12 protein-coding genes are annotated in these 15,479 nt (G+C 65.9%); 3 read left to right on the forward strand and 9 right to left on the reverse strand.

Going from position 1 to position 15,479, the window contains the following annotated elements; translation table 11 throughout:
- Positions 1 to 302: 302 nt before the first annotated feature.
- The 6 genes from exaC to pedF all read right to left on the reverse strand — a co-directional run bounded on the left by exaC (position 303) and on the right by pedF (position 7,752).
- A complete protein-coding gene (gene exaC / locus AC1ZV1_RS17075; protein ID WP_081519750.1) occupies positions 303 to 1,823 on the reverse strand; it encodes an acetaldehyde dehydrogenase ExaC in 1,521 nt (506 codons plus the stop codon).
- 804 nt (positions 1,824 to 2,627) lie between these two features.
- Complete coding sequence (locus AC1ZV1_RS17080) at positions 2,628 to 4,400, reverse strand: methanol/ethanol family PQQ-dependent dehydrogenase (RefSeq protein ID WP_484292745.1); 1,773 nt, start codon at positions 4,398 to 4,400, stop codon at positions 2,628 to 2,630.
- A 274-nt stretch (positions 4,401 to 4,674) separates the two neighbouring features.
- On the reverse strand, positions 4,675 to 5,607 hold the full coding sequence (locus tag AC1ZV1_RS17085; RefSeq protein ID WP_484292746.1) for a quinoprotein relay system zinc metallohydrolase 1: 933 nt from the start codon (positions 5,605 to 5,607) through the stop codon (positions 4,675 to 4,677).
- A 42-nt stretch (positions 5,608 to 5,649) separates the two neighbouring features.
- A complete protein-coding gene (locus tag AC1ZV1_RS17090; RefSeq protein WP_484292747.1) occupies positions 5,650 to 6,402 on the reverse strand; it encodes a quinoprotein dehydrogenase-associated SoxYZ-like carrier in 753 nt (250 codons plus the stop codon).
- 7 nt (positions 6,403 to 6,409) lie between these two features.
- A complete protein-coding gene (locus AC1ZV1_RS17095) occupies positions 6,410 to 7,309 on the reverse strand; it encodes a substrate-binding periplasmic protein (protein ID WP_484292748.1) in 900 nt (299 codons plus the stop codon).
- A gap of 5 nt (positions 7,310 to 7,314) precedes the next feature.
- Complete coding sequence (pedF, locus tag AC1ZV1_RS17100; RefSeq protein ID WP_192431045.1) at positions 7,315 to 7,752, reverse strand: cytochrome c-550 PedF; 438 nt, start codon at positions 7,750 to 7,752, stop codon at positions 7,315 to 7,317.
- Positions 7,753 to 8,060: 308 nt separating this feature from the next.
- Between pedF and exaA the strand changes: the two genes are divergently transcribed.
- The 3 genes from exaA to AC1ZV1_RS17115 all read left to right on the forward strand — a co-directional run bounded on the left by exaA (position 8,061) and on the right by AC1ZV1_RS17115 (position 11,215).
- The gene (gene exaA / locus AC1ZV1_RS17105) at positions 8,061 to 9,929 is read left to right on the forward strand and encodes a quinoprotein ethanol dehydrogenase (protein ID WP_484292749.1); all 1,869 of its coding nucleotides are present in this window, start codon (positions 8,061 to 8,063) and stop codon (positions 9,927 to 9,929) included.
- A 57-nt stretch (positions 9,930 to 9,986) separates the two neighbouring features.
- A complete protein-coding gene (locus tag AC1ZV1_RS17110; RefSeq protein ID WP_484292750.1) occupies positions 9,987 to 10,649 on the forward strand; it encodes a pentapeptide repeat-containing protein in 663 nt (220 codons plus the stop codon).
- A gap of 131 nt (positions 10,650 to 10,780) precedes the next feature.
- Positions 10,781 to 11,215, forward strand: a complete 435-nt coding sequence (locus tag AC1ZV1_RS17115; RefSeq protein ID WP_484292751.1) for a carboxymuconolactone decarboxylase family protein — start codon at positions 10,781 to 10,783, stop codon at positions 11,213 to 11,215.
- A 296-nt stretch (positions 11,216 to 11,511) separates the two neighbouring features.
- Here the strand turns inward: AC1ZV1_RS17115 and codA are convergent, their stop codons facing one another.
- The 3 genes from codA to codB are packed head-to-tail and all read right to left on the reverse strand — an operon-like array spanning position 11,512 to position 15,251.
- Positions 11,512 to 12,753, reverse strand: coding sequence for a cytosine deaminase (codA, locus tag AC1ZV1_RS17120; RefSeq protein ID WP_484292752.1), 1,242 nt, complete (start codon positions 12,751 to 12,753; stop codon positions 11,512 to 11,514).
- Between the two features lie 21 nt (positions 12,754 to 12,774).
- The gene (locus AC1ZV1_RS17125) at positions 12,775 to 13,995 is read right to left on the reverse strand and encodes a PucR family transcriptional regulator (protein ID WP_484292753.1); all 1,221 of its coding nucleotides are present in this window, start codon (positions 13,993 to 13,995) and stop codon (positions 12,775 to 12,777) included.
- Positions 13,992 to 15,251, reverse strand: coding sequence for a cytosine permease (gene codB, locus AC1ZV1_RS17130; RefSeq protein WP_484292754.1), 1,260 nt, complete (start codon positions 15,249 to 15,251; stop codon positions 13,992 to 13,994). The genes AC1ZV1_RS17125 and codB overlap by 4 nt, the downstream gene beginning before the upstream one ends.
- Between the last annotated feature and the right edge of the window lie 228 nt (positions 15,252 to 15,479).

Raw genomic sequence — 15,479 nt, forward strand, 5'->3', positions numbered from 1 at the left:
GCGCTACAGGTGTTGCGCGCGAGCAAGGCAGGTGTTGCGCGGGCGGAACACGGGAGGAGCCTTTGTAGGATGGCGGGATTGGTACGGGGTGCTGCAGCGAACAGAAGCTGACCGGGAAAAAGAAAACGCGGCAGAAGCCGCGTTCGACGAAGGCCGTCGCCCATGGAAGTGGGCACGGAAGCGGACGGCCGCCCGAACGGGCGCGTCGACACAAGGGATACCCGGTGGAGTGCCGGGCTTTACACCAGAGAGGGAGGCCGGCGAACCCGATGGGGGAAGGCTCGCCGGCTTGCAGTAACGTGTTAGAAGAAGCCCAGCGGGTTGATGTCGTAGCTGACCAGCAGGTTCTTGGTCTGCTGGTAGTGGTCGAGCATCATCTTGTGGGTTTCGCGGCCGACACCGGACTTCTTGTAGCCGCCGAACGCCGCGTGGGCCGGGTACAGGTGGTAGCAGTTGGTCCACACGCGGCCGGACTGGATGCCACGGCCCATGCGCCAGGCGCGGTTGATATCGCGGGTCCAGACGCCCGCGCCCAGGCCGAACTCGGTGTCGTTGGCGATCGCCAGGGCTTCCGCTTCGTCCTTGAAGGTGGTCACGCCCACCACCGGGCCGAAGATTTCCTCCTGGAACACGCGCATGCCGTTGTGCCCTTTGAGCAGCGTCGGCTGGATGTAGTAACCGCTGGCCAGGTCGCCCTCCAGGCGCTCGCTGGAACCACCGGTGAGCAGCTCGGCGCCTTCGCCCTGGGCGATGTCGAGGTAGGACAGGATCTTCTCGTACTGCTGCTGCGAAGCCTGGGCGCCGACCATGGTGTCGGTGTCCAGCGGGTTGCCGCGCTTGATCGCCTTGATCTTCTTCATCACCTCGACCATGAACGGCTCGAAGATCGACTCCTGCACCAGTGCCCGCGACGGGCAGGTGCAGACTTCGCCCTGGTTGAAGAAGGCCAGCACCAGGCCCTCGGCGGCCTTCTCGATGAAGGCCGGTTCGGCCTGCATGATGTCCTCGAAGAAGATGTTCGGGCTCTTGCCGCCCAGCTCCACGGTGGACGGGATGATGTTCTCCGCCGCGCAGTGGAGGATGTGCGAGCCGACCGGGGTCGAGCCGGTGAAGGCGATCTTGGCGATGCGCTTGCTGGTGGCCAGCGCCTGGCCCGCTTCCTTGCCGAAACCCTGGACGATGTTCAGCACACCCGGCGGCAGCAGGTCGCCGATGATTTCGGCCAGCAGCATGATCGACAGCGGCGTCTGCTCGGCTGGCTTGAGCACCACGCAGTTGCCGGCGGCCAGGGCCGGAGCGAGTTTCCAGGCGGCCATCAGCAGCGGGAAGTTCCACGGGATGATCTGCCCGACCACGCCCAGCGGCTCGTGGATGTGATAGGCGACGGTGTTCTCGTTGATCTCGGCGGCGCCGCCTTCCTGCGCACGGATGCAACCGGCGTAGTAGCGGAAGTGGTCGGCGGCCAGCGGCACGTCGGCGTTCAGGGTCTCGCGCACGGCCTTGCCGTTGTCCCAGGTTTCGGCGACGGCGAGTTGCTCCAGGTTCTGTTCGATACGGTCGGCGATCTTCAGCAGGATCAGCGCGCGGTCCTGCACCGAGGTGCGCCCCCAGCTGCCGGCGACGGCGTGGGCGGCGTCCAGGGCGCGCTCGATGTCTTCGGCGGTGGAGCGCGGGAACTCGGCGATGACTTCGCCGTTCACCGGCGAGGTGTTGCTGAAATACTGGCCCAGCACCGGCGCGACGAACTCGCCGCCGATGTAGTTGCCGTAGCGCGGCTTGAGGGTGACGACGGCGCCTGGGGTTCCGGGTGCGGCGTAGATCATGGGGATGCTCTCCTGTCGGTTCCCGGCCTCCATCGGCCAGGTCATGGAGCGATCTTAGGCAGCGCCCTTCCCGCCCCGGAATGCACCCATGGGAGTGGTGGGTTACTCATTTGGTAGTAGAAGCGCCGGGCTGTCTTGCACCCCAGGCAATCGGTAACACTGCAGGAGCGGGCCATGCCCGCGATCGCGCCCGCTGACTGCTCCTGCTGGCTTACCCTAGCGCTTGGGCTCTCGTAGGAGCGAAGCTTCTCCGCGATGCTCTTGTTCGTGCTTGGGCGTTTCAACGTCGCTTGGGAATGCACAGGCCGTAGGAGCGAGCTTGCTCGCGAACCGCTGGCAAGGCGCTGATTGTTCTATGCCGCTTTGACTTCGGAGTTTCTGCGCCGCTTCAGCGTGCGCTGAGATGCTTTGTTTCGCCCCCTCGGGCGAGTCCCTTTTGTCAAACGCCACAAAAGGAACCAAAAGGTCTTGCCCCTCCATCCGGTTTTTCGCTTAGGCGAAAAATTCCCTCGTTGGATCGAAGTTTCAGGGGCACGCCGCGAAGGGCCATCCCTGGCCCATCGCGGCTCTCGCGGCATCCATGCCGCTCAACCCCTGAAACTCCAATCCAACGAGGCCTCCTGAAAGGGGCACATCGGAGCGTGCGGCTGTTTCTCTGGAAATCCTGGCGAGCCAAAGCAAAAACCAGAGCCGGCTGCGGCGCTGATTGAAGGAGCAGGTCATGCCTGCGAACGGCGTCGACAAACGACGTCAAAAACAAAGGGCCGGCACAATGGCCAGCCCTCTGCTCGGATCACGCGAACATCATTTCTTGGCCACCAGATCCTTCGGCAGCTTGAAGGTCCAGATCATCCCACCCTGGTCCAGGTCCTTGATGCGCTTGGCCACCTCGCCACCCCACAGCGGCACCGCGCCGCCCCAGCCGGAGAGGACGGTGACGTACTGCTCGCCGTCCATCTCCCACGTGATCGGCGAGGCGATCACGCCCGAGCCGGTGTTGAACTCGTAGAGCTTCTTGCCGGACTTGGCGTCAAAGGCCATCAGGTAGCCCTCGGGGTTGCCGGTGAACACCAGGTTGCCGTGGGTCGCCAGCACGCCGCCCCACAGCGGCGCGTAGTTCTCGTAGCGCCAGACCTGCTTGCCGGTCTTCGGATCGATGGCACGCAGCACGCCGATGTACTTCTCGTTCAGCGGCTTGATGGTGAAGCCCGCGCCGAGGTAGGCCGCGCCCTTCTTGTAGGCGATGTTCTCGTTCCACATGTCCATGCCCCACTCGTTGGACGGCACGTAGAACAGACCGGTGTCCTGGCTGTAGGCCATGGGCATCCAGTTCTTGCCGCCGAGGAAGGACGGCGCGACGAACACCGACGAGCCCTTCTCGCCGCCCTCACCCGGCGCTCCCGGACGGTGGGCGTCGTCGTAGATCGGCCGGCCGTTCTCATCCAGGCCCTTGGCCCAGGTCACCTTGTCGACAAAGGGGAAGCCACGGATGAACTTGCCGTTGGTGCGGTCGAGTACGTAGAAGAAGCCGTTGCGGTCGGCGGTGGCCGCTGCCTTCACGGTCTTGCCGCCGTCCGTGTAGTCGAAGGACACCAGCTCGTTCACGCCGTCGAAGTCCCAGCCATCGTGCGGGGTGGTCTGGAAGTGCCACTTGATCGACCCGTCCTCGGGGTTCAGCGCCAGGCGCGACGAGGAGAACAGGTTGTCGCCCGGACGCAGGTGCGAGTTCCACGGCGACGGGTTGCCGGTGCCGATGAACAGCGAATCGGTGCTCGGGTCGTAGTAGCCGCCCAGCCAGGGCGCGGCGCCGCCGGTCTTCCACAGGTCGCCTGGCCAGGTCTTGCCTGCCTCGCCGCCGGAGATGCCGTTCTCGACCGGCTTGCCGTCCTTGTAGACGTAGCCCATATGGCCTTCCACGGTCGGGCGGCTCCACAGCAGTTCGCCGTTGGTGGGGTTGTACGCCTCGATCTTGCCGACCACGCCGAACTCGCCGCCGGCCACGCCGGTGATCAGCTTGCCCTTGGCGATTAGCGGTGCGGCGGAGATGGAATAACCGGCCTTGTAGTCGGCCACGGTCTTCTTCCACACCACCTTGCCGGTGTCCTTGTTCAGGGCGACCAGCTTGGCGTCGAGGGTGCCGAAGATCACCAGGTCACCGTACAGGGCCACGCCGCGGTTGATCACGTCACAGCAGGGCATGATGCCATCGGGCAGGCGCGCATCGTACTGCCACAGCTTGCGCCCGGTGCGCGCGTCCACCGCGAATACCCGTGAGTAGGAGGCAGTGACGTACATCACACCGTCCTTGAGCAGCGGCTGCGCCTGCTGGCCACGCTGTTTCTCGCCGCCGAAGGACAGCGCCCAGACCGGCCGCAGCTCCTTCACGTTGTCGCTGTTCAGGGTGTTCAGCGGGCTGAAGCGCTGGCCTTGCTGGTTGATCCCGTTGACCACGATCTGGTCGGTACGCTTGGCGGAATCGCTGATGTCCTGGTCGGTCACCCCGGCGTGGGCGCCCAGGGAGGCCAGGCTGATGGCGGTGAACAGCACGGTGCGGGCGAAAGGTTGAAGCTGTCTCATGGCGGTGCGCCTCTGCGATTGTTGTTGTACCCGGGAAATTTTCCCGGTCTGTCGCAGATTCTTGGTTTGGTGGGCCGCACCAACAATTGAACGCAGTGCCGAATTTCCTAGTTCCTTGGTAGCAATACCTTGCCGCAACGGCGCGAAACTCAAGGCTTGCGTAGGAGCGGCTGGGAGTGCTCCTGCAGGATGGATAGAGCGGAGCGAAACCCATCCTGTCGGCACACGGATTGATGGGTATCGCTTCGCTCCACACCATCCTGCGAGAGCGGAATCACTGCTCGTCGTCGACGCGCGGCAATGCCTTCTGCTCGTAGCGCGGATAGAGATGACTGACGCTGCGGATCAGCTCGTAGCGCGTCAGGCTGACACCGGCGAAACGCTCGGGGATGGGTGTGCGCAGGAGGTCGTTCATGTCGGCGCCCTGGGCGATGCCGTCGCGCATCACGCTGTCGAGCCAGCCAAGGTAGTCGCGCATCTGCGCAAAGGGTGCGGCATCGGTGGCGATGGGGCCGTGACCAGGGACAATGAGCGTCCACGGCAACTGCTGCAGCGTATCGAGGTCGCCCAGCCACACGTCCAGCCCCGGACTGTTCGGTGTGGTCAGCGCCCGCTGGTAGAACACGATGTCGCCGGCGAACAGCACGCCGGTGGTCTCGTCGAGGATTGCCAGGTCCGCGCCGGTATGACCGCGCAGCCCCACGAGACGGAATCGATGGTTGCCCATCTGCAACTCGCCCGGCGCCACCGTTTCACTCGGCAGCACCACCTCCGTGCCGCGCATCCAGTCGCCGACCAGTCGGTACATGTTCTCCGCCATGGCGTTGCCCTGCTCCTTCAGCAGCGTGCTGGTGCCGGCCAGCGCACCGATGGGCACGTCGGTGAAGGCCTGGTTGCCCAGCACATGGTCGGGGTGGTGATGGGTCAGCAGCACGCGCTTCACCGGCTTGCCGGTGGTCTGCTGGATCAACGCACGCAGGGCTTCGCCGTAGCGCTTCGACGGGCCGGTATCGATCACCAGCACACCGTCACCGGTGTCGACGAAGGCGACGTTGACGATGGCGCCGCCATTGTCCTTGCCGAAGTTGTCGGTACTGCCTTCCACCAGCCAGGTGCCCTCGGCGATCTGCCGCGGCTCGAGGTGGTACTGCAGGTCGGCCAGTGCGGGCAGGCACAGGCAGGCCAGGGCGATCAGGAGGAAACGCATGGGCACCTCGTCAGCACAGGGCGGCGCCAGCTCGGTGCGGGGTCAGCGCAGAGCGGCCTGGAATTCGTTGCCGTTGTTGTCGTGCAGCCAGAGTTCGGTGTGCGGGTGGCCGCGTACCTCGAAGGTGAAGGTCGGGTTCTCGCTCACCGCCGGGAACAGGTCCAGCCGGGCGAAGACCTCCCCGTCCGGACCCCGCAGTTCGGCGTGATCCAGGTAGAACTCGGGGATGCCGCCGACCAGGCCGTTGTCCATCGGGTGCGAGACCGAGAGGCGCACCCGGCTGTATTCGCCCCTGGGGTAGGCGCCGCCGTGCACCTGGCCGAGGCGGTCTTCCCAGCCCGGTTGCGCGCGTACCACGCTGGGCGCGGTGCAGCCGCCACCGGCGGCGTCGATCCAGGCGGAGCCGACATGCCAGACGCCCTTCTCGTCGCGCAGCGCGGCGCGGATCGGCGTGGCCTGCTCGATGCGGATACGCACCGCCAGCAGCGGCTCGAGGTGTTCGCCCGGATAGAGCGTCAGCACATGGGGAATCGGATTCAGTTCGGCCCACAGCAGCAGGCGGTCGAATCGCCCCGGCAAGGCGCGGGCGTCCACCTCCACCGGTACCTGCCGAGAGTCCTCGGCAAACGGTGGCACGCCCAGCTTCACCCGCTCATCGAAGACGTAGGGCTCGCCGTTCAACAGGCGCTTGTGGTGGTACTCCCACATCACCGAGGGCATCGGGTCGCCCTCCACGGCTGCCGCCAGCAAGGGCAGTGCGCAGATCACGAGCAGCAGTTCGCGCCGGTGCATCATCTCTCCCTCACTGCACGTCCTGATAGAGTCCCGGCAGTTCGTAACGCACGCCGTAGACTGCGTAGAGCTTTTCCATCTCGCCACTGCGCACCAGCTCCTCCAGCTCGCCGTCCAGGGCGTTGGAGAGCTGGCGATTGCTTTCATGCACCGCCATGCCGATATCCCACTCAGGCTGGCCGAGATTGGGGTAGGTGTTCTCGGCGTTCTTCAGGTGCTCGTCGGCGGCTTGCGCGCGCATCCAGTCCAGCTCGCCACGCAAGGCCATCACCGCATCCACCTTGCCTGCGCGCATGCCGTCGAAGGCTGCCTGGGTACTGGGGAAGTGCACGGTCATGCGGCTGAGCTGACCACCGAGCACCGAGGTCAGGTAGAAGGACGGCACGCTGTCCAACTCGACACCGATGCGGTGCTCGCGGAAGGCGGCAATGGTGTCCACCTCGGGCAGGCGGCGGTCGTCACTGACCACCTGCCAGCGCTCACGCTGGTAGGGACCGAACATCACCACCTGCTCGTTGGCCAGCTCGCCCACGTCATTGCGCCGATTGGCGTACTGGCGGTCGTAGGGCACGCGCAGCATCACGTCGGCGACCACCCCGGGGCGCAGGTAGTGACCCTTCCAGATGAAGTTGCGCAGGTCGTCGTCGAGGCGCTCGCCAGGGTTGACCCAGAGGAACTCCGGACGCAGGCCCAGGCCACTGGCCAGGCGCGTCGCCAGGTCAATGTCGATGCCGTGCGCCTGCCCATCCTGCATGAAGCTGTAGGGCGGGAAGTTCTCGTACACGGCCACCCGCAGCACGCCGCTGGCGACCATGTCCTCGTAGGGGCGCACCTTGGCCTGCGCCTGCCCGTTCAGCAGGCACAGGGCCAGGCTCAGAAACACGCCGCAGAGCAGGCTGGGCAGGCGCATGGCGATCACTCTTCCACGTGCACGCTGTCCAGGTAGGTGCGGATCGCCCAGAGGCCTTCCTGGCTGATGAAGTCGGCCATCTTCGGCATGTACACCGCGCCATCACGCACCGCACCGTTGATCACGCGTTCCTTGAACCACTCGTCGCCCTCGGCGCCGGCATCGAGCATGCGCAGGTCGGGGGCGATACCGCCGGACTTGGCTTCCAGGCCGTGGCAGCGCGCGCAGTTCTGGTTGTAGGCCGACGCGCCGATCTCCACCGCCTTGGCGTGGTTGGCGTAGGGCTCGCGGTAGGGGTTGGTGTCGCGCCATTCCTTGCCCAGCGGTTCCAGCCCCGTGGTATCCACTGCCTGGGGCGTCACATTGCCGTGGGACAGGGCCAGACCCGAGACACCCAGGCCGGCCACTAACAGCAGGCCACACAGCACGTTCTTGTTGTTCATCACTTCATCCTCTCATCGAGATGCTTGGCAAGGCACGGCGCCCGGAACGACGCCAGTGATGACGATGGTAAGAACGCGCGGCCAACGGCCGAATCCTGCTTTGGATGCTCCCGTCTACTCCCTTCGTACTAGAACGGCGGTCGGCCACTCCTCGCGCTTTGGCAGCACGCCCAAGTCATGGCCGCACCGGGAAGACTTCCCGGCCTTTGCGGGACTATTTCCGTTCCCGCCGAGCGCCCCGCCTCCCACCATGGATTCGCCGCGGCACGTGCAGCGGCCTGCCGTCATCCACCACGGGAATCCAACCAATGAGAACAACAATCTCCCCCGCCGCCGCTTCCCTGCGCCTCGCCCTCAGCAGCCTCGCCTGCGCCATCGCACTGACAACCGGCGGCTCTGCGCTGGCCAAGGACGTGACCTGGGACGACATCGCCAACGACCACACGACCACCGGCGATGTGCTGCAGTACGGCATGGGCACCAACGCCCAGCGCTGGAGCCCGCTCAAGCAGGTCAACGCCGACAACGTGTTCAAGCTGACCCCGGCCTGGTCCTACTCCTTCGGCGACGAGAAGCAGCGCGGCCAGGAGTCCCAGGCCATCGTCAGCGACGGCGTGGTCTACGTGACCGCCTCCTACTCGCGCCTGTTTGCCCTCGACGCGAAGACCGGCAAGCGCCTGTGGACCTATAACCATCGCCTGCCCGACGACATCCGCCCGTGCTGCGACGTGGTCAACCGCGGCGCCGCCATCTATGGCGACAAGATCTACTTCGGCACCCTCGACGCCTCCGTCGTGGCGCTGAACAAGAAGACCGGCAAGGTGGTCTGGAAGAAGAAGTTCGGCGACCACGGCGCCGGCTACACCATGACCGGCGCACCGACCATCGTGAAGGACGGCAAGACCGGCAAGGTGCTGCTGATCCACGGCAGCTCCGGCGACGAGTTCGGCGTGGTCGGCCGCCTGTTCGCCCGCGACCCGGACACCGGCGAAGAGGTGTGGATGCGGCCCTTCGTCGAAGGCCACATGGGTCGCCTGAATGGCAAGGACAGTACGCCCACCGGCGACGTGAAGGCGCCGTCCTGGCCCGAGGACAAGAACTCGCCCACCGGCAAGGTGGAAGCCTGGAGTCACGGCGGTGGCGCCCCGTGGCAGAGCGCGAGCTTCGATGCCGAGACCAACACCATCATCGTCGGCGCCGGCAACCCCGGCCCCTGGAACACCTGGGCGCGCACCGCCAAGGGCGGCAACCCGCACGACTACGACAGCCTCTACACCTCCGGCCAGGTCGGCGTCGACCCGAGCACCGGCGAGGTGAAGTGGTTCTACCAGCACACGCCGAACGACGCCTGGGACTTCTCCGGCAACAACGAGCTGGTGCTGTTCGACTACAAGGCCAAGGACGGCAAGATCGTCAAGGCCACCGCCCACGCCGACCGCAACGGCTTCTTCTACGTGGTGGACCGGACCAACGGAAAACTGCAGAACGCCTTCCCCTTCGTCGACAACATCACCTGGGCCAGCCACATCGACCTGAAGACCGGCCGCCCAGTCGAGAACGAGGGCCAGCGCCCGCCGCTGCCCGAGCCTGGGCAGAAGCACGGCAAGGCCGTGGAAGTCTCGCCGCCCTTCCTCGGCGGCAAGAACTGGAACCCCATGGCCTACAGCCAGGACACCGGGCTGTTCTACGTCCCCGCCAACCACTGGAAGGAGGACTACTGGACCGAGGAAGTGAACTACGCCAAGGGCAGCGCCTACCTGGGCATGGGTTTCCGCATCAAGCGCATGTATGACGACCACGTCGGCACCCTGCGCGCCATGAACCCCACCACCGGCAAGGTCGAGTGGGAATACAAGGACCACCTGCCGCTCTGGGCCGGTGTACTGGCTACCGCCGGCAACCTGGTGTTCACCGGCACGGGCGAGGGCTTCTTCAAGGCCTTCGACGCCAGGACCGGCAAGGAGCTGTGGCAGTTCCAGACCGGCAGCGGCATCGTCTCCCCGCCCATCACCTGGGAGCAGGACGGCGAGCAGTACATCGGCGTGACCGTCGGCTACGGCGGCGCGGTACCGCTGTGGGGCGGCGACATGGCCGAGCTGACCAAGCCGGTGGCCCAGGGCGGCTCCTTCTGGGTGTTCAAGCTGCCCAGCTGGGACAACAAGACCGCCAGCCGCTGATGCCCAGGCCCGCACCGAACCCGGTGCGGGCCCTTCTCATTTCGCCAGGAGATCGCCATGCGACTGCTCGCCTGCCTGCTGTTCCCTCTTTCCACCCTTGCCTTCGCCACCAGCCAACCGGCGGAAATACCCGATGACGACGAGGTCACCGTCATCGCCGGCTGCCGCATCGAAGCGGACAGCCAGTGTCCCAACGTCGACCTGCGTGGCGCCGACCTGCGCAACCAGGACCTGACCCGCATGAACCTGTCCGGCGCCAACCTCGCGGGGGCAGACTTGCGCCACGCCAGGCTGGACCTGGCCAACCTGCAGAAGGCCCACCTCAACGGCGCCGACCTGACCCGCGCCAGCCTCCAACAGGCGGACCTGCGCGGAGCCGACCTCAGCGGTGCGAAACTGGTCGCCATCCAGGCCTGGGGCCTGTTCGCCCAGGGCGCGCAATGGCAAGGCGCGGACCTGACCGCTGCCTACCTCGAGTTCGCCCGCCTGAGCGGCGGCAAGCTGCACCAGGCCAACCTGCGTGCTGCCGACCTGGAAATGACCTGGTTGTCCCGCGCCGACCTCAAGGGCGCCGACCTGCGCGACGCCAACCTGCAGGAAGTGAAGCTGGCCGAAGCCAACCTGGAAGACGCCGACCTGCGTGGCAGCCGCCAGCGCTTCGGCAACTTCCAGGGCAGCAACATGGCGGGCTGCAAGGGTTGCCCCGGCGGTTGGGACTGACCGCCGGCAGGTCGCCGGGATTGGCTCCATTGGTCTGCCGGTATTGCCGGGAATTGGCTATTCGATGGCGGCGCCGCGAGCGGTAACGTAGCGTCATTCCCGCACAACCGCGGGCCCCACTGGAGATCGCCATGAGCGCACGAATCGAATGGGCCAAAGCCGCCCCCGACGCCTACAAGGCCATGCTCGGCCTGGAGCAGGCCCTGGCCAAGTCCGGGCTGGAGAACTCGCTGCTGGAGCTAATCCGCCTGCGCGCCTCGCAGATCAACGGCTGCGCCTATTGCGTGAACATGCACGCCAATGACGCGCGAAAGGCCGGCGAAACCGAGGCGCGACTGCAGACCCTGAGCGTCTGGGAGGAAACCCGCTTCTTCACCGAGCGCGAGCGCGCTGCCCTGGCCTGGGTCGAAAGCCTCACCCGCCTGCCGGAGAAACACGCCCCGCAGGACCGGTTCGACGCCCTGCGCGAGCACTTCAGCGATGCCGAGATCGCCAACCTGACCCTGGCCATTGCCACCATCAATGCCTGGAACCGCTTCGGCGTGGGCATGGCGATGGTGCCCTGAGCCTGCCCGAGCAGGACGCAACATCCGGCGAGGGTTATCCGCCCTGCGCCGTTGGAAAAGTCTGTGCGGTGACCCTCTCCCCAACCCTCTCCCTGAAGGGAGAGGGAGTTGCCCGTTCCGGCTGACACAGCGGCCAGCATCTTTCACCGAATGGTCCCCTCTCCCGCTTGCGGGAGAGGGCTAGGGAGAGGGGATTTTGATCTCGTAGGGCCGAGGGGGACGCCCAGTCCTCGCTCGCGAACGGCCGTGCAACGAGGCCAAGCTTCGCGAGCAAGCTCGCTCCTACAGGAAGCCGATCAGCCTTCGATCAGCGCCACCTGCCCCGGCTCGCGCTTCATCAGCACGCGGCCATTGCGGATCGAGTACAGCGCCTTGGTCTGCTGGCGCACCGCTTCGTAGTCGCTGTCCACACCGAGCACCAGCAGGTTGGCCGGACGGCCGGCGGCGATACCGTAGCGAGCGCCCAGGTTCAGCGCGCGAGCGCTGTTGTCGGTGACCAGGTCCAGCGCGCGTTGCAGGTCATCGAAGCCCATCATGTGGCAGATGTGCAGGCCGGCATCCAGCACGCGCAGGATGTTGCCGTTGCCCAGCGGGTACCACGGGTCCTTGATCGAATCCTGGCCGAAGCAGACGTTCATGCCGGCGCGGTCGATCTCGGCCACGCGGGTCACGCCACGGCGTTTCGGGAAGGTGTCGAAGCGGCCCTGCAGGTGGATGCTCTCGGTCGGGCAGGAGACGAAGTTGATGCCCGAACGCTTGAGCAGGCGGAACAACTTGGAGCAGTACGCGTTGTCGTAGGAACCCATGGCCGTGGTGTGGCTGGCGGTGACGCGGCCGCCCATGCCGCGCACGCGAGCTTCCTCGGCGAGCACTTCGAGGAAGCGCGAGTTCGGGTCGTCGGTCTCGTCGCAGTGCACGTCGACCAGGCAGCCGGTGCGCTCGGCCAGGTCCATCAGGAACTTGATCGAACTGACGCCCTGCTCGCGGGTGTTTTCGAAGTGCGGGATACCGCCGACCACGTCCGCGCCGAGGCGGATCGCCTCTTCCATCAGCTCGCGGCCGCCCTCGTAGGACTCGATGCCCTCCTGCGGGAAGGCGACGATCTGCAGGTCCACCAGGTGCCGCGCCTCTTCACGAACCTCCACCATGGCCTTGAGCGCGGCCAGGGTTGGATCGGTCACGTCGACATGGGTGCGCACGTGCTGGATACCATGGGCGGCCAGCATGCGGATGGTGGTGTGGGCGCGGGACTTGGTGTCCTCGTGGGTAATGGTTTCCTTGCGCTGGGCCCAGCGCTCGATGCCCTCGAACAGCGTGCCGCTCATGTTCCATTCCGGCTCGCCGGCGGTCAGGGTGGCGTCGAGGTGGATATGCGGCTCCACCAGCGGGGCGATGGCCAGGTTGCCACGGGCGTCGATATCGTCGCCGCTGGCGGCCACGGTGCCGGCTTGCTGCACCACATCGGCGATGACGTCGCCGTCGCAGCGGATGGTGAACAGACCGGTCTGCTTGCGCAGCGAGGCGTTGATGATCTTCATGGGCTTTTCTTCCTATTCAGGCTATTCGTGGCGCGGCGCATTCGACATGCGCCAGATGAGCAGCGCCACGGAGGTATTCAGGCGGAATTGCGCGTCGTCCAGGGACTGGCCACTGAGTGCCTCGATGCGCGCAATCCGCTGGTTCAGGGTGTTGCGGTGGATGCCCAGGCGCTGAGCCGCCCTGAGCGCGTTGCCGCCTTCCTGGACGAGCGCGTCGAGTGTCTCGATCAACAGGTGCGGCTGTTTGCGGCCCGCGTCATGGAGCGGGCCGAGGGTATCCTTCATGAATTGCTCGACCACCGCGCGATCGGGGATCGCCCGCAGCAGGCGCAGCACGCCCAGCTCACGGTAGTCGCAGACGCCACCGGGCGCCTGCATGCCTTCGGCGACGTCCAGCGCCTGGCGGGCCTCGAGCAACGCGCGGGGGAATTCCGCGCAGGACTCGGCGCGGGCGGACAAGCCGAGATAGGCGCGCAACGGCGCCAACTCTTGTTGCAGTTCGGCGGCCAGGGCGTGCAGTTCGGCACGCTCGGCATTGTCGGAAGCGCCCAGCAGCAGGACGAACAGGTCCCCCTGGATCACCACCGGCAGACGCTCGGGGCGTTCCTGCTGCCAGTTCTCCAGGTGGTCGAGCAGACGCTGGCGGGTCAGCTGCAGCGCGCGTTCGGCCTCTTCCGGCTCCTGCTGCTGGAACAGCGTATCGACCCCCGACAGCCGCAACGCCACCAGGCGGCGCGGCGTTTCCAGCGGTAGCTCCAGGTGCTGGGCGCGGCGTCGGACGATCTCCAGGCTCGGGTAATCGCCGCTGAGCAGTTGGCCGAGGATGTCGCGGCGCGAGGTCTTCACCTGGGTCATCTGCACCAGCGCCGTGCCGATCAGGTGGGTGACGATGACCATTTTCAGCGCGTAGGGCTGTTCGATCAGCGGCAGTCCTTCCGCTTCCGCCAGATGAACCACGGACGGCGGGATACGCTGGATGAACTCGTCGCCGGTGAGGATGACGATGCCGGCGATACCGCTGGCGACACCTTCGCGCACCAGTTGCAGCAGGTTGGCTTCGTCACGGGTGTGGTTGATGCCGGTGACGAACACCAGCTCGCCGCCCATCACCCAGTCGGCGATGCCGACGTTCTCCGCCACGTAGGACCAGCGCACGCTGCGATGCAGGTTGCGCGCGCCGGCCCGCAGCGCGAGGCTTTCCAGCCCCGGCAGACGGAGGATTTCCTCGACGCTCAGGCTCAAGCGCGCGGCTCGGCCACCGGCCCACGGGCGCGGGTAACTTCGGTGAGGACGATGTAGCAGAGGGCCGACGCAGCGATGCCCACCAGCGGCGCGATCCACGGCGAGGCGTAGGCAAGGCCCGCACCGACCGCGTAGGACACGAGGCCGGACACGTTGAACGCCGGGATGTGAGTGCCTACCAGCGCCGGGTATTCACCGCGGTTGCGGTACCAATAGTCCGCCATGATCACGCCGCCCAGCGGCGGGATGATCGAGCCCAGCAGCACCAGGAACGGAATCAGCCATTCGTACATGCCGCCGATGGCCAGGATGATGCCGATACCGGCGGCCAGCAGGGTCATGGTGCGGCGACGCTCGCTGCGCACCAGGTGGCAGGCGGCGGCCGAGACGTTGTAGATGGTCGGGCCCTGGATGGTCCAGAGGTTCAGGCAGAGCATGATCACCGCGGCGAACGACAGCCCCTGCAGCACCATCACTTCGACGATATCGGCGTTCTGGTAGACGATGGCACACCAGGCGCCGGCAACGATCATCAGGCCGTTGCCGATGAGGAAGGCGACCACGCTGGCGATCACCGCGATGCGCCCGCTGCGGGCCATGCGCGTCCAGTTGGTGGCCTGGGTCGCGCCGCTGGCAAAGGTGCCGAAGACCATGGTCACGGCGGCGGAGAAGGTCAGGGTCTGGCTCGGTTCCTTGGCCAGCAGGCCGCTCCAGCCGCCGGCGTGGTTGGTCGCGATGACCATCGACGCCACCAGCAGGATGAACATCAGCGGGACCGACACGCGGGACATGATGTCCAGGCCCTTGAAGCCGATGATCGCGGTGACCGAGAACAGCAGGCCGAAGACCACCATCAGCGGGATATTCAGCCACTCGGGCAGGCTCAGCATCTTCACCAGCACGATGGCCACCGTGGCGGTGCCCCAGGCGTACCAGCCCAGTTCGGCGAAGCCGAGGAGGAAGTCGGACAGCTTGCTGCCGCGCTCGCCGAAGCAGAAACGCCCCATCAGCACGGTGTTCAGGCCGCTGCGCGAGGCGATCAGGCCCAAGGCGGCAGCGTAGACGGCCAGCAGCACGTTGCCGATGAAGGCGACCCAGAGCATGTCGACGAAGTCGAAGGCCATGCCGATCTTGCCGCCGGCGAACATGGTGCCGGTGAAGAAGGTGAAGCTGAACAGGACCATGGCGATGGGCAGCAGGCCTTTGCGCCCTTCCCTGGGCGTCGCGCTCAGGGGGAACTCACTGGGGGAACTCATTGACGGGGTCTCCGCGAGGATTGGTTGAGGACTCCCGGCACAACGCAAATAGCGGGCCGGAAAAGCCAATCAGGAACGACGCGGAAATTTTGAGCATGTCGAACATTGTGAACTGTTCACAATGCACACTTCCGGTGGGTGTAACGGCGTTTCAAGATAGCTCAAATGTGCATTGTGCGGATTTTCGGGGCACGATGCAGCTTTTTCGCACCAAAACCTGACGAAGCC

This window comes from Pseudomonas sp. BB438 (assembly GCF_057180225.1).